General features: G+C 52.5%; 20 protein-coding genes and 1 riboswitch. Of the genes, 7 read left to right on the forward strand and 13 right to left on the reverse strand.

Features of this window, described 5'->3' with window-relative positions:
• The first annotated feature begins 1 nt into the window (after position 1).
• Complete coding sequence (locus OGV69_RS01555) at positions 2 to 1048, forward strand: hypothetical protein (RefSeq protein WP_069323463.1); 1047 nt, start codon at positions 2 to 4, stop codon at positions 1046 to 1048.
• Between the two features lie 51 nt (positions 1049 to 1099).
• Here the strand turns inward: OGV69_RS01555 and OGV69_RS01560 are convergent, their stop codons facing one another.
• Entirely contained in the window at positions 1100 to 1426 is a 327-nt protein-coding gene (locus OGV69_RS01560; RefSeq protein WP_032940076.1) for an RcnB family protein, read from the reverse strand.
• A gap of 240 nt (positions 1427 to 1666) precedes the next feature.
• Positions 1667 to 1763, forward strand: a riboswitch (TPP riboswitch).
• A 31-nt stretch (positions 1764 to 1794) separates the two neighbouring features.
• On the opposite strand from OGV69_RS01560, the gene thiM reads away from it, so the two are divergent.
• Genes thiM through OGV69_RS01575 form a run of 3 tightly spaced genes read left to right on the forward strand, consistent with a single transcriptional unit; the run spans position 1795 to position 4169 of the window.
• Positions 1795 to 2583 (forward strand): hydroxyethylthiazole kinase, encoded by a 789-nt coding sequence (gene thiM / locus OGV69_RS01565; protein WP_038641915.1) that lies wholly within the window; start codon positions 1795 to 1797, stop codon positions 2581 to 2583.
• Positions 2580 to 3380 (forward strand): bifunctional hydroxymethylpyrimidine kinase/phosphomethylpyrimidine kinase, encoded by an 801-nt coding sequence (thiD, locus tag OGV69_RS01570; protein ID WP_069323464.1) that lies wholly within the window; start codon positions 2580 to 2582, stop codon positions 3378 to 3380. Before thiM ends, thiD begins: the two co-directional genes overlap by 4 nt.
• 42 nt (positions 3381 to 3422) lie before the next feature.
• On the forward strand, positions 3423 to 4169 hold the full coding sequence (locus OGV69_RS01575) for a GntR family transcriptional regulator (RefSeq protein ID WP_069323465.1): 747 nt from the start codon (positions 3423 to 3425) through the stop codon (positions 4167 to 4169).
• Here OGV69_RS01575 and OGV69_RS01580 read toward each other — a convergent pair.
• From OGV69_RS01580 to OGV69_RS01590, 3 genes are read right to left on the reverse strand one after another with little or no spacing between them, the layout of a single operon-like run.
• Positions 4143 to 5111 (reverse strand): PfkB family carbohydrate kinase, encoded by a 969-nt coding sequence (locus OGV69_RS01580; protein WP_069323466.1) that lies wholly within the window; start codon positions 5109 to 5111, stop codon positions 4143 to 4145. The genes OGV69_RS01575 and OGV69_RS01580 overlap by 27 nt on opposite strands.
• Positions 5108 to 6112, reverse strand: a complete 1005-nt coding sequence (locus tag OGV69_RS01585; protein WP_069323467.1) for an ADP-ribosylglycohydrolase family protein — start codon at positions 6110 to 6112, stop codon at positions 5108 to 5110. The genes OGV69_RS01580 and OGV69_RS01585 overlap by 4 nt, the downstream gene beginning before the upstream one ends.
• Positions 6109 to 7386, reverse strand: coding sequence for a nucleoside permease (locus OGV69_RS01590; protein ID WP_038641902.1), 1278 nt, complete (start codon positions 7384 to 7386; stop codon positions 6109 to 6111). Before OGV69_RS01590 ends, OGV69_RS01585 begins: the two co-directional genes overlap by 4 nt.
• A gap of 252 nt (positions 7387 to 7638) precedes the next feature.
• Between OGV69_RS01590 and fbaB the strand changes: the two genes are divergently transcribed.
• A complete protein-coding gene (fbaB, locus tag OGV69_RS01595; RefSeq protein ID WP_038641899.1) occupies positions 7639 to 8691 on the forward strand; it encodes a class I fructose-bisphosphate aldolase in 1053 nt (350 codons plus the stop codon).
• 21 nt (positions 8692 to 8712) lie between these two features.
• Here fbaB and yegS read toward each other — a convergent pair whose 3' ends face one another.
• The 7 genes from yegS to OGV69_RS01630 form a co-directional block, all read right to left on the reverse strand.
• Positions 8713 to 9612 (reverse strand): lipid kinase YegS, encoded by a 900-nt coding sequence (gene yegS / locus OGV69_RS01600; protein WP_069323468.1) that lies wholly within the window; start codon positions 9610 to 9612, stop codon positions 8713 to 8715.
• A 130-nt stretch (positions 9613 to 9742) separates the two neighbouring features.
• Entirely contained in the window at positions 9743 to 10474 is a 732-nt protein-coding gene (gene artJ, locus OGV69_RS01605; protein ID WP_069323469.1) for an arginine ABC transporter substrate-binding protein ArtJ, read from the reverse strand.
• 178 nt (positions 10475 to 10652) lie between these two features.
• A complete protein-coding gene (gene artM, locus OGV69_RS01610) occupies positions 10653 to 11321 on the reverse strand; it encodes an arginine ABC transporter permease ArtM (protein WP_003844364.1) in 669 nt (222 codons plus the stop codon).
• A complete protein-coding gene (gene artQ, locus OGV69_RS01615; protein ID WP_038641891.1) occupies positions 11321 to 12037 on the reverse strand; it encodes an arginine ABC transporter permease ArtQ in 717 nt (238 codons plus the stop codon). The genes artM and artQ overlap by 1 nt, the downstream gene beginning before the upstream one ends.
• A gap of 6 nt (positions 12038 to 12043) precedes the next feature.
• Positions 12044 to 12775, reverse strand: a complete 732-nt coding sequence (gene artI / locus OGV69_RS01620; RefSeq protein ID WP_038641889.1) for an arginine ABC transporter substrate-binding protein ArtI — start codon at positions 12773 to 12775, stop codon at positions 12044 to 12046.
• A 16-nt stretch (positions 12776 to 12791) separates the two neighbouring features.
• The gene (artP, locus tag OGV69_RS01625; protein ID WP_003027295.1) at positions 12792 to 13520 is read right to left on the reverse strand and encodes an arginine ABC transporter ATP-binding protein ArtP; all 729 of its coding nucleotides are present in this window, start codon (positions 13518 to 13520) and stop codon (positions 12792 to 12794) included.
• A gap of 353 nt (positions 13521 to 13873) precedes the next feature.
• Positions 13874 to 14389: a lipoprotein gene (locus tag OGV69_RS01630; RefSeq protein WP_038641886.1), complete on the reverse strand. Its 516-nt coding sequence runs from the start codon at positions 14387 to 14389 to the stop codon at positions 13874 to 13876.
• Positions 14390 to 14515: 126 nt separating this feature from the next.
• On the opposite strand from OGV69_RS01630, the gene OGV69_RS01635 reads away from it, so the two are divergent.
• Both OGV69_RS01635 and OGV69_RS01640 read left to right on the forward strand, forming a co-directional pair.
• Entirely contained in the window at positions 14516 to 14839 is a 324-nt protein-coding gene (locus OGV69_RS01635; protein WP_001160725.1) for a heavy metal-binding domain-containing protein, read from the forward strand.
• Complete coding sequence (locus OGV69_RS01640) at positions 14836 to 15666, forward strand: N-acetylmuramoyl-L-alanine amidase (RefSeq protein ID WP_038641877.1); 831 nt, start codon at positions 14836 to 14838, stop codon at positions 15664 to 15666. The genes OGV69_RS01635 and OGV69_RS01640 overlap by 4 nt, the downstream gene beginning before the upstream one ends.
• Here OGV69_RS01640 and OGV69_RS01645 read toward each other — a convergent pair.
• Positions 15663 to 16676, reverse strand: a complete 1014-nt coding sequence (locus tag OGV69_RS01645) for a 3-beta-hydroxysteroid dehydrogenase (RefSeq protein ID WP_038641874.1) — start codon at positions 16674 to 16676, stop codon at positions 15663 to 15665. The genes OGV69_RS01640 and OGV69_RS01645 overlap by 4 nt on opposite strands.
• A gap of 97 nt (positions 16677 to 16773) precedes the next feature.
• A complete protein-coding gene (locus tag OGV69_RS01650) occupies positions 16774 to 18204 on the reverse strand; it encodes an SDR family oxidoreductase (protein WP_069323471.1) in 1431 nt (476 codons plus the stop codon).
• Positions 18205 to 18210: the final 6 nt, after the last annotated feature.

Here is an 18210-nt window from a genome sequence, read left to right on the forward strand (position 1 = left end):
TATGAGATTTATCCTGGGATTAATTTTGGTTATGATGTCAGGCTCAGTATCCTGCAATTGTTTTCCGGTTTCATTTCAATATTTTGATTTTAACCCAAGTACTGCTGGTGCAATAGCTGAAAGTGAAGTGATTGAGTTGGATTTGAATGATGCCTCTCTTAATTCATTTCAATCAAAAGAAGGTATTCCTCTTAATTTTACGGGAGGAAATAGTACCTATCATTGTGACTTTGGAACGTCTAACCCAGGCTCGCCTTATTATTTAATAGCCAAAAGTCAAGAATCTGGCACCTCTGAATATTATCAGGTATTAACAACTGGAAATAATGAAGGTGTATATGTTGAAGTTCAGTTGTCTGTTAATGGTTCACTCGGGCCTTATAGCGTTGTAAATAGTTTTTTGGGTATTGCTCGTTATTATTTTAATTTTCCGAGAGATGATCTTAATTCTAAGGTAACCTATGCAATTAAATACAGATTAACGAAAAATAAATCTGTTTCATCTGAAATAAAAAAAATAGGGGAAACTGTGACTCTTAAAGATCATGTGCGTTTTAATGAAAGTTCCGGTTCGGATTCTTATAATTTAAAACAATATATAAGAGTTAAGTTTAATTACACTCCAACTACATGTTCTTTCAATGATACTACCGTTAAAGTTAGCAACATAAATTACGGAGATGTAAGTAAAGGGCTTGCGCATGATGCTGATGCCGAAGTGAAAATTGATTGTGACCAAATTGTGGCCTATGCCACAAGATCAGTTCATTACAGATTCGTTTCTGATAATGCTGTCGGTAATGTTTTACCTAATGAATATACGAATAGTGATAGCGCCGGAAATATTGGCTTTGAATTAATAAAAGATGGTTCTGTAGTGAATTTAAGCAATAATCATTATGATCTGATAGAATGGGGAGATTTAAAAGAAAACGTGGCCAGAAATACGATTATACCGCTGAAATATAAATACACTCCTTATGGAGATAAGATATTTAAAGCCGGGCAGGTACTAAGCCGTGTAAAAATTGTTATCGATTATGATTGATCACGCTATGGTATTTTACGCACTCCTTCATCAGAGCGAGTGCGTGTTTTTTCACCGATGATAAAAAATCTCGCCGTCGTAGGCTTTAATGATCTTAGCATCGGCATCATTGACCAGCACATACGCGCCGCCCATGTAGGTCCAGTGGGTGCCAGCTGTCGGTGCGGGCAGGTTGCGCAGATTCCACTGCTTAATGGTGTATTCGCTGGTGAGATACAGTGGTGGAACTTTGTCACCGGGTTTGAAATGGGTGAAGTCAGCAATAAAACTTTTTAGCTCATATTGATCAATACCCTTTGCGGCAGCAGTAGCTGTAGGCGCGGCCCAGACGGTGCTGGTTACGAGCAACAGCGCGCCCAGCAACATTTTCTTCTTCATACCCATCCTCTCTACCTCTTCGGGTCATCAAAATCAGTCATGTATCATTCCTGGCTTACAGGGCATCTGACAAGGACTTTTTTGTTATCACTCCAGTAATTTCGTAAAAAGTGTAAATGAAAGTACAGAAATCCGGCAACCGTAACCAGCGGTTGCATTGCCAAAGCCTGCTCCGCGCCAATTTACATCGTTAAGCGCAGGCAGTATCCTGTTGCCGAAACCAGCATATTACGATTGTGTTTCAACGACTCGGGGTGCCCTTCTTTGTGAAGGCTGAGAAATACCCGTACCACCTGATCTGGATAATGCCAGCGTAGGGAAGTCTGACACTGCTCGTGTCCCTTCTTCGCGCGGGCAGGAGCTGAACCATGCAGCCTGACCTGCACAGCCGCGCGCTCGCGGCCCATGCCTTACACCACTTTAGAACGCTTTCCCCCCTCACGCACTGTATGACCAATGAGGTCGTGCAAAACTTTACCGCCAATACGCTGCTGGCGTTAGGCGCATCACCTGCGATGGTGGTTGAACCTGAAGAAGCCAGCCAGTTTGCGGCTATTGCCAGCGCATTGCTGGTTAACGTCGGCACGCTTACCCTGGAGCGGGCCACGGCGATGCGCGTCGCCGTTGAGCAGGCGCTTCTTGCTAAAACCCCCTGGACGCTCGATCCCGTTGCCGTGGGCGCTCTTGAGTTTCGCCGCCGCTTCTGTCTGGATTTACTGTCGCTACAGCCAGCCGTAATTCGCGGTAATGCCTCGGAAATACTGGCGCTGGCAGGAATGAACGGCGGGGGGCGTGGCGTGGACACGACCGATACGCCAGCCGCTGCGCTTGGCGCGGCCCGGGCGCTGGCTCGTCAGGTAGAGACCATCGTCGTGGTGACTGGCGAAGTGGACTATGTTACCGATGGTCTGCGCACTGTCTGCGTGAATGGCGGCGATCCGTTGATGACGCGCGTGGTCGGCACCGGATGTGCGCTATCTGCGGTCGTTGCGGCCAGTTGCGCGCTGCCCGGTGACCGGCTTGATAACGTCGCCTCCGCCTGTAGCTGGATGAAACAGGCCGGACAAATCGCCACGCAACAATCGACCGGGCCGGGCAGTTTTGTCCCGGCATTTCTCGACGCCCTCTATAACCTGAACGCGCAGGAGCAAGCATGAAACGGATTAACGCATTAACGATTGCCGGAACCGATCCCAGTGGTGGCGCGGGTATTCAGGCAGATTTAAAAACGTTCTCCGCGCTTGGCGCTTACGGCTGTTCGGTGATCACGGCGTTGGTGGCGCAAAATACGCGTGGGGTGCAGTCGGTGTATCGCATTGAACCTGACTTTGTCGCTGCGCAACTGGACTCGGTGTTCAGCGATGTACGTATCGACACCACCAAAATCGGCATGCTGGCGGAAGCGGATATTGTTGAAGCGGTCGCCGAACGTTTGCACCGCCATCGGGTGCAAAATGTGGTGCTGGATACGGTAATGCTGGCGAAAAGCGGCGATCCGTTACTATCGCCCGCGGCGGTAGAAACGTTGCGTACCCGTTTGCTGCCGCAGGTTTCAATTATCACCCCAAATTTGCCGGAGGCCGCGGCATTGCTCGGCACATCGCATGCGCAAACGGAACCGGAGATGTTAGAACAGGGAAGGGCGCTGCGAGCGCTGGGCTGTGAGGCGGTGCTGATGAAAGGCGGTCATCTGGAGGATGCGCAAAGCCCGGACTGGCTGTTTACCCGTGACGGCGAGCAGCGTTTTACTGCGCCCCGTGTTATCACTAAAAATACCCACGGTACCGGTTGTACGCTGTCCGCAGCGCTGGCGGCGCTGCGTCCACGGCATAACAACTGGGCTGATACGGTACAGGAAGCCAAGCTGTGGCTTTCAGCTGCGCTGGCACAAGCCGACACCCTTGAAGTCGGGCAGGGAATAGGTCCGGTACATCATTTCCACGCGTGGTGGTAATGAGTATACTGGCAGCAGAAACGTCTGCCTGGAAAAAGATAAATGGAACAAGCGCATACCCAGCTTATCGCGCAACTGAATGAACGCATTGCAGCGGCAGATAACACGCCGCTGTATATGAAATTTGCGCAAACGGTGAAGAACGCTGTACGCTGCGGGATCCTCGAGCATGGCAATATCCTGCCCGGCGAGCGCGATCTCAGTCAGTTGACCGGCGTGTCGCGAATTACGGTACGCAAGGCAATGCAGGCCCTGGAGGAAGAAGGTGTGGTGACACGCGCCCGCGGTTACGGGACGCAGATCAACAACATCTTCGAGTATTCGCTTAAAGAAGCGCGGGGTTTTTCGCAGCAGGTCGTTTTACGCGGTAAAAAACCAGATACGCTGTGGGTCAATAAGCGCATTGTGCCTTGTCCGGAAGAGGTAGCGCAGCAGTTGGCTGTTGCCGCCGGGAGTGACGTTTTCCTGATCAAACGTATTCGCTATGTCGATGAAGACGCCGTTTCTATTGAAGAGTCATGGGTGCCGGTCCAACTAATCCATGATGTGGATGCCATCGGCGTTTCGCTGTACGACTATTTTCGCAGCCAGCATATCTTCCCGCAGCGCACGCGCTCACGCGTCAGCGCCCGGATGCCTGACGCAGAGTTCCAGGCACACATTCAAATGGACAGCAAAGTGCCGGTGCTGGTGATCAAGCAGGTAGCGCTTGACCAGCAGCAACGGCCCATTGAATACAGCATCAGCTATTGCCGAAGCGATCTATACGTCTTTGTGTGCGAGGAGTAACGCCTCTCGCGAGGGGGCGCAATCGCCGCCGCGATGCCCGACTACCCAGGAAGCCACCGCATTGCCCAGCAGTACCGCATCAGCCAGCGGCCAGCCTGACGCCAGTCCGGCCAGCATGCCGCCGGCGTGGCTGTCGCCCGCGCCAATGGTATCCACGACGGTCGTCTTAAATGCTGGTACGCAACCGGATGTTTGCGCGCTGAAATACCACGCGCCGTCTTTATCGTGGCGTATCACTACCGGCGCGGCGAAACGGTGCACCCACTCTGCGCCAAAAGCCTGTACATCCTGGCTTAATGCAAACCGCTCGGCGGCAATTTCGGCCTCCTGTCGATTGAGTGATACCAGTGGGCGGCAGGCCATGATTCGCGCCATTAAGGCGACTGAAATATCGCCGATTCGCGGACCAAAATCGATAAACGGCGTCACGTCTTCCAGACCTTCCAGCCACTGTACCAACAGCTCGCCACATGGAGAGGCTAACTGATAGCCTGACAGATAGACCAGGCTGTTACGCGGGATGTTCAGATGCGCCAACCAGTCGGTGTTCCACTGGTTTTCGACGCCGCTAAAAGACATAAAGGTTCGTTCGCCATCCGGTTCCACCAGCGCCAGACACCAACCGTTATCGCCTTCTGCGTTGTCGATCAGGCTATGCAATCCCTCTTTTGCCATCCGGTTGCGGATAATATCGGCCCATACCCCCTGACCCAGCGGTAGCGCATTGCTGGCGCTGATACCTAAACGCCTGAGCGCAACGGCAATATTGAGCGCGCAGCCGCCAATGTTAACGCCTTGCTGCTTAAGCTCGATATCACACCCGCGCCAGGGGAGGGCATACGCATCGGCAATAACATCAATGACCGCTGCCCCCACCACCGTAACCGGCCTGTGTGAACCTAACTGCGGGAGAAGTTGTTGCAGACGCGTGGTGCTGTTCATAGCGCCTCCCGTTGTCCGCGCAGTCGCAGTAATCCATTGGCGTAGCGGTTAAAGTCCAGCTGATTTACCGCATCCAGTTCCTGTTTCAATGCCGGGTCAATCGCGCTTACGCCATGTAACGCACCGCAAATAGCGGTCGCCATTGCCCCGATGGTGTCGGTATCGCCCCCAAGATTCGCGCACAGAATGGCGCAGCGGTTAGGATCGGTCTGCGCCAGTTCGACCATCGCGATGGCGCAGGGCACGGACTCAATGGTGCTGGTTCCGGCCCCAACGACCTGGTATAACTGCTCGCTGGCGGACTCTATACCATCGGCATGACGAACGATTTTCAGCGCCAGTTCAAGACGGGCAGAGAGCGAGGCGCTAAAGGTGGTGATCCGTTTTTGCTGCGCATGTCGGGCAATGGCAGGCAGCGCGTCGACGATCTCCGACCATTTTCCTCCGTCGATAGCACGCGACACCGCCCACGCGATGACGACAGCGCCGGCGATAGCCAGATCCGATTTATGTGTCGGGCTGGAGGCCAGTGCGACGTCATCAATAAAGGTATCGAGATCGCGCGCGGGCAGCAGACATCCCAGCGGCGAAACGCGCATTGCCGCTCCGTTAGTGACGCCATTATTTTCCAGTTCGGCAACAGGTTTGCCGTTGCGAATGGCATTTAGCGCAATTTTTGACGTTGGACCAAGCACGTTTTTATTAAAGGCATCGAAACGCTCGGCCCAGGCCAGAATATTGCGGCCAATAACGTCTGGAACTATCTTTCCATCACATTCAAGCAAGGCATCAGCCAGACACAGGGCCATGGATGTGTCATCGGTAAACTCCGCCTGGTTAAAATAACAGGCGGCATTATTCTCCGCAGGTCCAGGCAAAAAACGGTCGATCCAACCGAAGTGTGCTTTAACCCGGGTTCTTGGCCACAGTTCAGACGGCATGCCCATCGCATCCCCTAACGCCTGCCCATAAAGAGCACCGAGAATACGTTCTGCTTTCATTTCACTTCCCCTTGTTTCAACGCTACATCGCGATCGTCCACCTGAATGGCGGTAATTTCTTTATCTGATTCGCGAAAGAAAATCATAAACAGCACGGCAATGACGGCGATCATGATCGCGCCAAATCCCCACATGCCCGCCCAGTTGAAGGTGAGACCATTAATCGGTTCCTTATAGGCAAACATTTTTTCCATCATTACGCCGCCCAGGCGATAACCCAGCAGGCTGCCGAATCCCTGACAGCAGAGCGTGATAAGCCCTTGCGCTGCGGTGCGCATGTGTACCGGCGCTTTTTTATCGACATAGATATAAGCCGTAACGTAGTAGAAGTCGTAACTGACGCCGTGTAGCAGAATGCCGAGAAACAGCAGAGCATAAGTGAAATATTCTTCCGCACCGCCGTAAACGAAGAATCCGTAGCGGATAGCCGCAGTAATAAGACCAAGCAGTAATACCTTTTTAATGCCAAAGCGTTTGGTGAAGAACGGCAGCGCCAGCATAAAGAAGATTTCAGAGAACTGGCCCAGCGTCATCCAACCGGTCGCATTTTTCATCCCCACTTCTGTCAGATAACCGTTGGCGAAGATGTAATAAAATGCCAGCGGCATGGCAAACAGGAATGAGCAACAGAAAAAGACGAGGAAGTTCTTATCCCGCAGAAGGATCAGCGCATCCAGCCCCAGCATGACTTTGAAATCCATCTTGCCGGTACTTTTCGGCGGCGTATCCGGTAAAAAGAACGCAAAAACGCCTAACAGCGCGGAACTTCCGGCCGTAACAAGCAGGGGGATATTGGTGGGGGAAATATCGCTATAGCCGAGCATTTGCGGCAAGAAGCCGCAGGCTAAACCAGACGCAATCCAGCCAATGGTGCCCATCACGCGAATGCGTGGGAAATCACGTTCCACGTCCGGTACGTTGGCAAAAGCGATACTGTTGGTTAACGCAATTGTCGGCATATAGGTCAGTGAATAGGCCAGTAACAGCGGGAAGAATCCGCTAAAGGTGGTTTGCTGCGCGGCGAAGTACATCAGGATAGCGCCGACAAACATCAATACGGCGAGGACTTTTTGCGCTGAGAAGAAACGGTCAGTGATGGAGCCGACCAGTATCGGCGACAGGATCGCAGCAATGGCGGTACAGGCGTACGACCAACCAATTTCACCCGCGGTAAAGCCACTTTTGCTGAGCCACAGCCAAAGCGGGACAAACCAGGCGCCCCAGATAAACCACTCAACAAACATCATGAACGACAGCTTAACTGTAGTTTTCATCTTTAAATCCTTCATGACAGGTAAGGTACGCGTTGATAGTACCACCTGATAATACCTTTAAAATACCTTTGCGGTCTAAATTTGACCGCCTTAACATTATTTCTTCCTGAATCGTTCCAGCGGAAATCGCTGAAAAGTGCGCTAAAGATGGAAAAAAAGCGCAGTCGGTACCAGGCTTATTGCTGCCCGCAAAAAAGCGGGTCAGGATAATTCACATTCCGATTATTAATCGGAACTTACGGGAGCATAGCTATGACTGATATTGCGCAGTTGCTTGGCAAAGATGCCGACAGCCTTTTACAGCATCGTTGTATGACCATTCCTTCTGACCAACTTTACCTGCCAGGACATGATTACGTTGATCGCGTAATGGTTGATAACAACCGTCCCCCAGCCGTACTGCGTAATATGCAGACGCTGTATAACACGGGGCGCCTGGCTGGAACAGGGTACCTGTCGATTCTTCCGGTGGACCAGGGCGTGGAGCACTCCGCTGGGGCATCGTTTGCGGCTAACCCGTTGTACTTTGATCCAAAGAATATCGTGGAACTGGCAATCGAAGCAGGGTGTAACTGCGTGGCATCGACCTATGGCGTGCTGGCTTCTGTTTCCCGCCGTTACGCGCACCGTATTCCGTTCCTTGTGAAGATTAACCACAACGAAACGCTCAGTTATCCCAATACGTTTGACCAGACGTTATATGCCAGCGTCGAGCAGGCGTTCAATATGGGCGCGGTGGCGGTCGGGGCGACTATCTATTTCGGTTCTGAGGAGTCTCGACGTCAGATTGAGGAGATTTCCGCCGCGTTTGAGCGTGCCCATGAGCTGGGTATGGTCACCGTACTGTGGGCTTATCTGCGTAACTCCGCGTTTAAGAAAGACGGGGTGGATTATCATGTCTCCGCCGATCTCACCGGTCAGGCTAACCATCTGGCCGCCACCATTGGGGCGGATATCGTGAAGCAGAAAATGGCGGAAAATAACGGCGGATACAAAGCCGTTAACTTTGGCTACACCGACGATCGCGTCTACAACAAGCTGACCAGCGACAACCCGATTGACCTGGTACGTTATCAGTTGGCGAACTGCTATATGGGGCGCGCCGGATTAATTAACTCTGGCGGCGCTGCCGGTGGAGAAACCGATCTGAGCGATGCGGTACGTACGGCGGTCATTAATAAGCGCGCTGGCGGTATGGGGCTGATTCTTGGACGCAAAGCATTCAAGAAAACCATGGCCGACGGCGTTAAGCTGATTAACGCCGTGCAGGATGTTTATCTGGACAGCAAAGTCACCATTGCCTGATTGCGGCGGGGGGCCGTTTTGTTAGCGCAACAACGGGCAACCCGGCGGCAATCTGCAACGTAGCGCAGCGGGCAGGATTTCAATATGAAACTCCTGTCCGCTGAGCGGTTCGCCATCAAGATTAAAGGTAATTTCGTGTGGGGCGCGGATGTCAAACCACGATGAAGCGCCATCAATGATATTAGGGTTTTCTTCAGATTGCGTTAACGCTGAAAGCAGCCCGGGCAGCAACTCCTCGCCGGTAAAAATGCGCAGTTGCAGCAATCCGTCGTTAATCAGCGCCGTCGGGCAAAGCTGTTGTCCACCACCGGCCTGGCGGCCATTACCAATCCCAATCACCAGCGCTTTGCCCTGCCAGTGAAAATCTTCTCCACGGATGTCGCAGACGTCGGGCTTGAGCGTATCCATGCGCATTAAACCGTGAATAAAATACGATACGCCGCCCAGCGCGGCTTTGAGTTTTTCTGGCGTTTCGGTGGTGATACGAGTGCCGAAGCCGCCGGTCGCCATGTTGATAAAACAGGTTTTATCATTGACCTGCACCATATCGATCTCTGTCGCATTTCCGGCGATAGCCAGTTTTAACGCTTTATCCAATGCTTCAGGAATACCCACGCTGGTGGCAAAGTCATTCGCCGTTCCCAACGGTAAAATACCCAGGGCGGGAACATTGCCGTCCTGCGACTGGATTAGCGCTGTCGAGACTTCGTTGATCGTGCCATCGCCGCCGCCGGCAATCACTGTTGCAACGCCTAATCGACGCGCTTCATCCACGTAACGTTGAGCGTCGCCTTTTTCCCAGGTGACGCGTACATGAATTTCCACGCCCTCATCGCGAAGTTGCGCAATAGTTTCACGCAGAGGGAGATTATCAGCACTTTTTCCATTGAGGATCAGCAAGCTGGCAGGAAACGCTATCATCCTTATGCCTCATTCTTTATCGTTTTAATTAGTGTATGCCATGAATGCATTTCTGGCGTAAGAACTGACTGAAAGCGCAGGCGAAGAGATAAAAAAAGCCGCGGTTGCGGCTTTTCAGATTGAGCGGAAATTACTGCGGGAACCACTGATCGCTGATTTTTTGGTAGGTGCCGTCCGCTTTGATGGCGGCCAGTGCGTTATTCAGTTTTTCCAGCAGGGCTTTGTTATCCGGGCGAACCGCAATGCCAAGACCGGTACCGAAGTATTGTGGGTCGGTCACTTTGTCGGTAGCCACGCCTAACTGCGGGTTAGTTTTCAGCCACTCGTTAACGACGGCGGTATCGCCAAATACGCCATCAATACGGCCATTTTTCAGGTCGATAATCGCATTCTGATAGCTGTCATAGGCCACGGTTTTCACTTCAGGATGTTTGTCCTGCAGGTATTTCTGGTGCGTGGTGCCGTTTTCCATACCGATGCGTTTTCCTTTCAGATCGGCAAAGGTTTTATAGGCGTCTTTCTTGGCAATAACCAGCGCGGAGTTAGCATAGTAAGGCTGAGTGAACGCAACCTGTTTGCTACGCTCAGGCGTGATATCCATTCCGGAAATCACTGCATCATATTTTTTGAATTTCAGCGCGGGGATCAGGCTGTCGAAAGCATGATTGGTAAAAGTACATTCCGCCTGCATTTGTTTACACAGCGCCGTTGCCAGGTCAATGTCAAAACCGACAATTTTGTTGCTCGCGTCCAGCGATTCAAATGGCGGATAAGTCGCTGATACACCAAAGCTAATTTTATCAGCGGCTGAGGTGCCAGCGGCGAAAGTAGCCAGTAATGCGGCCAGTACTAACTTTTTCATGGTGGAACTCCCGTCTGTCAATCTTATGATGATTTACCGTGTCTGCGGCGTGAATTAACAATGCCATTTAATGAATTTATATGCAATAAAAATGATTAAATATTTTATCGATATAAAAAAAGACGGGCGGTTGTTAGACTTGCCCGTCTTTTATTTTTTGCTTTATGCAGTTATCGGCTTAATTCCGGTGTTCAAACGCCAGCGCTTTACGTTCGATTAAGCGCATCATCAGCGTCAGCAAACCGTTGACGATCAGGTAAATCACGCCCGCCGCGCCGAAGACCATGACGTCATAAGTGCGACCATACAGCAGTTGGCTATAACCCATGACTTCCATCAGCGTGATGGTGTAAGCCAGTGAGGTACTTTTAAACACCAGCACCACTTCGTTGGAATACGAGGAGAGGGCGCGTTTAAAGGCGTATGGCAACAGAATCGCCAGCGTATCCTTTTTGCTCATCCCTAATGCACCGCATGACTGCCACTGACCTTCCGGGATGGCGCGGATAGCGCCGTAGAACAGCTGCGTGGTGTAAGCCGCACTGTTTAACGACAGCGCAATTAACGCGCACAGCCACGGTTCGGAGAGCAGATGCCACAGTACCGGATATTCCTGCAGCGTCGGGAACTGTCCTGGCCCGTAGTAGATCAGGAAGATTTGCACCAGCAACGGCGTACCGGTAAACAGCGTGATATAGGCGCGGACCAACCAGACCAGTACCGGCGTTTTTAGCGTCAGGATGACGGTAAAAATCAGCGCCAGCACCAGAGCAACCACGATGGAGGCGACCGTCAGCGTCAGGCTGGTATGCAGCCCTTTCAACAATTCAGGTAAATACTCAAGCATCAGCCTGGTCTCCGCTCAAAACGTGTCGCGCGCAGGTCAATGCGTTTGAGAATGTACTGACTCACCAGCGTAATCACCAGGTAAATAGCCGCCGCCACTATGTACCAGGTAAATGGCTCCTGGGTACGCGTGGCAATGCTTTTGGTTTGCAGCATCAGATCGTTCACGCTGATCAGGCTGACCAGCGCGGTATCTTTCAGCAATACCAGCCACTGGTTACCCAGCCCCGGCAGAGCGTGACGCCACATCTGCGGCATCACCAGACGAAAGAAGATCGCGGCTTTAGACAAACCCAACGCCTGACCGGATTCCCATTGTCCGAGCGGCACGGCCTTCAGCGCGCCACGCAGCGTTTGCGACGCATAGGCTGCGTACAGCAAAGACAGCGCAATCACACCGCACAGGAACGGACTGACGTCGAAGTTTTCGATCTGCATCTGTACCGGGATTTCTACAAACCCGAGATTAATCGTAAAACCATCGGCCAGCGTCAGCAGCAGTTGCGAGGAGCCGAAATAGATAAACAGAACCACCAGAATTTCTGGTAACCCGCGCAGAATGGTGACCAGCGCAGAACCTGCCCACGCCACTGGACGCCATTTTACGGACTCCCAGACGGCAAAAAACATGGCGAGCGCAAGGCCGATGATCAGCGCACAAACCGCAAGGCCGACGGTCATCCCGGCGGCGCTTGCTAACGGAAAAAATTCATTCATCAAATATTACTTCTGGAACCATTTGTTGTAGATGGTCTCGTAAGTCCCATCTTTCTTCACTTTTTCCAGCGCAGTGTTAAATTTCTGCTGCAGCTCAGTGTTGCCCTGACGCACCGCGATGCCCAGACCTGTACCGAAGTAATCTTTATCCGTCACTTTGTCGCCAACAGCGGCCAGTTTTGGATTGTCTTTCAGCCATTCGGTTACCACTGCGGTATCACCGAAGACGCCGTCAATGCGACCGTTTTGCAGATCGAGCTTGGCATTCTGGTAGCTGTCATACGGTACGGTGGTCACTTCCGGATGCTTATCCATGATGAATTTCTGGTGCGTCGTCCCGTTTTGTACGCCAACTTTTTTGCCTTTCAGCTGATCAATGCTGGTGTATTTACCCTGCTGGCCAACAAACAGCGCAGAGTTGTCGTAGTAAGGGGTGGTAAACAGGACCTGTTTTTCACGCTCAGGCGTGATGTCCATACCGGCCATCACCGCGTCAAAACGACGGAATTTCAGGCTCGGGATCAGGCTGTCGAAGGCCTGATTGGTGAAGGTACAGGTGGCGTCAATCTCTTTACACAGCGCGTTCGCCAGATCAACGTCAAAACCGACGATCTTGTTATTCGCATCGATAGATTCAAATGGAGGATAAGACGCTTCGGTGGCGAAACGAATGGTTTGGGCTGCGGTAGCGGAAAGGCTAAAACCTGCGATTAGCGCGGCAATCAGAACTTTTTTCATTGTATTGTCCCGAATCTTAGTGAGAAAGATAGTTTTTAAATGCTTCGGTTTGCGGGTTGGCAAAGCAGCTCGCATCCCCAAACTCGACGATATGACCGTTTTCCATATACACCACACGACTGGCCGTTTTACGAGCAACTTCCACTTCGTGGGTGACGATCACCTGAGTAATGTTGGTTTCCGCCAGCTCACGAATGATGCTGACGATTTGCGCGGTAATTTCCGGATCAAGCGCGGCGGTCGGTTCATCAAACAGCAGCACCTGCGGTTCCATCATCAACGCGCGGGCAATGGCTACACGCTGCTGCTGGCCGCCGGAGAGATGCAACGGATAACGATCGCTGTAGGGCTTCAGACGCAGACGTTCGAGCAGTTTCTCGGCGCGCGCCATTGCTTGCTCTTTTGTCAGACCGAGCACACGGCAGGGCGCTTCAATCAGATTCTGCACAACCGTGAGGTGCGGCCAAAGATTATATTGCTGAAAAACCATACCCACGTTCTGGCGCAGATCGCGAATAGCTTTATCTGACGGTGTTTTCGTGAAGTCGAAACGGTTACCCGCAATAGAGAGCGTGCCCGAGCGCGGCATCTCAAGCAGGTTGAGTACACGCAGTAGCGAGCTTTTCCCGGCTCCACTAGGGCCAAGTAACACCAGTGTTTCACCCTGAGGGCAATCCAGCGTGATATCGAACAGCGCCTGATGTGCGCCGTAGAAGCAGTTAATGCCGTTTAATTGAATACTCATTGATTCTCGTATGCTGGCAGTCTGATAGCTATACACTTCATCCTTCAAGCTGCCTCTTTGTTGGCTGCATTCATTCACTCCAGTCACGTACTATTCGTACGCTCCTGGAGATTCATTCACTTGCCGCCTCGACGCATCATGAATGATTTTGTGTATATTGAAGCCGCAGATACTACCTTTGACAGAATAGTTATGCAATATTTATGCGTTAAAAGTTAAATGCAAACCGCATTCTTATCTAAACATAGCACAAAATAGCGGGGCCACCAGCGGGCAAGAATAATTGTCGGCATTCTATGCAGAATGCCGGACAATTTATGGGGGTTATGATGCGGGCGGGTGAATGGGGGCGACTAACGGTTTTCCACAGACTGGCGCAGCGTCCCGGCTGGCGCGTGTACGCTGCCGCCCAGATAGCGGACGTCGTCCACTACCCAGCACTGGCCTTCGCGGATCATCAGCACTTCGTCACGCCAGCTTTGGTCACCCTGTTTCAGCTCTACGCGCAGCGGAATGTTGCGTGCATCACTATTCGGAATAGTCGATGCGCTGGCGACGCTGGCGCTATCCGGTAACGTAGAGCGGCTGGAGAACGGATCGCTGTTAAACAGATCGCGATGCGCGTTATCGCGGCTGGCATCGGTCAGCAGTTTAGCCAGATTGTCGCTGAGGTACGGGCGAAGGGGGGTAATGTCATTGTTTCGATGCTGAATACGGTAATCATAGAATTGTTGAGCCACGCTGTCTGGCCCGCCTTCTACGCATGCACCGCTCCGCGTGCCGTTATCTTTATAGGCCGGAGTCACGGTAGTACAGGCGCTGAGAAGTAGTGCACATGGAACCAGCAGAGAGAGTTTCGAGTAGCGCATAATGATTTCCTTATTAGCTTTCTACTATTAGTGTTCTACGTTGATAGAATATATCCTTTCAATGATAGTGGATCGGTTCGATAATGCTTTTGAGATCGTGCTCTTAGCGCAAAAAGGAGATTAATCATGCAGTTTTCAACTACCCCAACGCTTGAAGGGCAGAGCATCGTGGAATACTGCGGTGTGGTGACTGGCGAAGCGATTTTAGGCGCGAATATCTTCCGCGATTTCTTCGCCGGCATTCGCGATATTGTCGGCGGCCGCTCCGGCGCGTATGAAAAAGAGTTGCGTAAAGCGCGCGAAATTGCTTTTCAGGAGCTGGGTGAACAGGCGAAAGCGCTGGGTGCTGATGCGGTCGTCGGTATCGACATTGATTACGAAACCGTGGGTAAAGATGGCAGCATGTTGATGGTGAGCGTCAGCGGTACTGCGGTGAAAACTCGCCGATGAAGCGTCTGTTGTGGCTGCTGGCATTGACGCTGCTGCTGGCGGGCTGCGCTGGCCAAAAAGGGATTGTCGATAAAGACGGATATCAGTTAGATACCCGCCGTCAGGCGCAGGCCGCTTATCCGCGCATCAAAGTGCTGGTTATCCATTACACGGCTGATGATTTTGACGCTTCTCTGGCTACGCTGACCGATAAAAACGTCAGTTCGCACTATCTGATCCCGGCTGTGCCGCCGCTTTATCACGGCAAGCCGCGTATCTGGCAACTGGTGCCGGAAAACGATCTGGCCTGGCATGCCGGGATTAGCTTCTGGCGCGGCGCGACGCGGATTAACGATACCTCGATTGGCATTGAGCTGGAAAACCGCGGCTGGCAAAAATCGGCGGGAACGAAATATTTTGCCCCGTTTGAGCCAGCGCAGATTCAGGCGTTGATCCCACTGGCGAAGGACATTATTGCTCGCTACGACATCAAGCCGCAAAACGTGGTGGCTCATGCGGACGTCGCACCGCAGCGTAAGGACGATCCTGGCCCATTGTTTCCATGGAAACAGCTGGCTGCACAGGGAATCGGCGCATGGCCTGATGCTCAGCGCGTGGCGTTTTATCTCAACGGGAGAGCGCCGTCTACACCGGTAGACACTGCATCGTTACTCGATCTGCTGTCGCGCTATGGTTATGAGGTGAAACCCGAAATGACGCCGCGTGAACAGCAGCGAGTGATTATGGCATTCCAGATGCACTTCCGCCCGACGTTGTGGAACGGCGTGGCGGATGCAGAAACGCAGGCGATAGCGGAGGCCTTGCTGGAGAAATACGGGCAGGGTTAACGCGGCAGCTTACCGTGGTCGCGCAGCCAGGCCGCGGTACGCTCAATCCCTTCATCCAGCGTGACGATGGGCTGGTAACCTAACTCTTCCTGAGCGCGGGTGGTATCCAGCGTAAAGTCAAAATTCAGCTTCGAGACGCCGTAGTGCGTAAGCTTTGGCTCTTTCGCCGATTTATTGCCCAGACGCTCCATGCTGCGAGCAATCATGTCCAGCATCGGGTAGGGCACCGAGCGGATTCGGCAATCAATATTCAACTCGTCGATCAGCTTCTGCACGATACTGCGCAGCGTTCGATGCTCGCCGTTAGTAATGTTGTATGCGCGGCCTGACGGCAGGTTATCGCAAGCTTCCTGGCTTACCAGCCACATTGCGTGTACCGCGTTCTCATAATAGGTCATATCCACCAACGCACTTCCACCGTGCGGCAACAGGATGCTGCCGTAGTGGTACATCATGTGGGCCAGACGGGGGATAAAAACTTTATCGTGAGGTCCGAACAGACTTTGTGGACGCAATACCGTGAAGCGGGTCTGCGGGTTAGCCTGCGCGAGCAGCGCAATCACATCTTCACCAGCCGCTTTACTGCGGGCGAATTCATTGGCGAAGCGATGTGGTCGGAAGTCCTCTTTGATATCCCGATGATGGTGATAGTCAAAATAGAGTGACGGAGAGGAGATATGGATAAAGTTACGTACGCCCCAGGCAACGGCCCATTCGCCCAGACGGCGGGTAGCACGAACGTTGGCCAGATCGAAGGCTTCCTGCGTTCCCCACGGCGAGGTAAAACTGGAGCAGTGCCACAGCGTGTCGATACCTGCGAGCATGACCTTTGCCTGCGAAGAGACCAGTTCGGTCAAATCCGCATGCACAAATTCTGCGCCCATTTTCTCCAGCAGCTTGCCCATCGCTTCGTTGCGACCGGTGGCTCTGACGCTGACGCCTTTGCTGCATAGAAACTCAACCGCATTTCGGCCCAAGCCGCTGGTGGCTCCGGTAACCAGTACCTTCATATCAATCCACTGTGTTTAAAAAACGTCGTGCGCATTCTTCCGTGAAATACGCCTGTATGCAATGGGAAACGTGAAAGAACACAGTCTCTTTTTGTCATTAGTCTGTGATTTGTTCTGCAAGTTTGGCGATACGCTTTGCCATCCCTCTGAAAATGAACAGATGAGCCGGGATCATCAACAACCAGTAGAAGAGACCAGGCATGCCGTGCGGATGCCACCAGGCGCGTACATCAATGCGCCGATGATCGCCTTTATCTTCCAGTGTAAAGCTTAAACGGCCTAATCCCGGCGCTTTCATGCCAAACAGCAGTGTGAGCTGTTTTTCTGGCTCAACGATGATCACTTTCCAGCTATCCACGGCATCGCCAACCTGCAACAACGGGTTTTCCGGGCGGCCTTTTGCCAGCTTATGGCCGACCAGCAGATCCAGCGCGGCGCGCGTCTTCCACAAAAAATTGCCAAAGAAATAGCCTTCTTTCCCGCCGAGTCGGTTCACCACCTGCCACAGCGCTTTCAGGCTGGCGGAAGTGTCGACGCTAAAGCCAGCCTGTTTGGCAAAATAGCCATATTCGGGACGCCAGCGGGCGAATGCCTGAGCGTCATACCCCCAGTCGCTGGAGTTAACCAGCTTCTCTTCTTCTTTCAGCGTGCTGCGCACTGCGTCATCAAAGGCGATCAGCTTTTGCGGGATCAGCGCGCGTAGCTCAGCGTCGTCGGCCAGCAGGTCATGCTTTAAGCCTTGTATCAGCGCCTTTGCCGTAGTGGGCGGTACCGACGTAATAACATTCAAAAACCACACCGAAATCCAACTGGTCGGAAACGGGATAGGGATCAACAAGCGGTGTTTGCCGCTGACGGCCATGAAATGCTCGAACTGTTCCTGATAGCTTAATATCTGCGGCCCTGCGGCTTCGAGTATGCGGTGATGGCTTGTGGGATGGTCCAACAGCGCCACCAGATAGTACATCAAATTTTCCAGCGCGATGGGCGTGGTACGCGAACGTACCCAGCGCGGAGGCGTAAGTACCGGCAGGTTGTAGACCATATCGCGCATCACTTCAAAAGCGGCGGACCCCGCCCCGACGATAATGCCTGCCCGTAATTCGGTCATCGGCACGCCTGCTTCGCGCAGGATGTCTGCGGTTATCTGCCGCGCACGCAGATGATCGGATTGTTCATGTCGCGGAGCCTGTAATGAGCTCAGGAAAATAAGCTGTTTGACGGGGATGCTACGTAGCGCATCACGCACGTTCATCGCGACCTGGCGCTCATGAGCGATAAAATCACCGCCTTCACCCATGCCATGGACCAGGTAATAAACCGTATCAACATCCGTCAGCAGCGGCGTCAGGTTATCAGGCCAGGTTAAGTCGACTTTGTGGCAACTGACGTTGGCCAGTTGCAGTTTTTCCAGCCGTTCAATCCGGCGTGCCGCAGCCAGCACCTGGTGCCCTTGCTGACTGAGCGCCTGTACCAGATGCTGACCAATGTAGCCACTGGCGCCAAGAACCAAAATCCGTTGCGGCACGCCTAT

The sequence above is a fragment of the Citrobacter sp. Cc139 genome (genome assembly GCF_030334645.1).
Classification (GTDB): Bacteria; Pseudomonadota; Gammaproteobacteria; order Enterobacterales; family Enterobacteriaceae; genus Citrobacter; species Citrobacter werkmanii.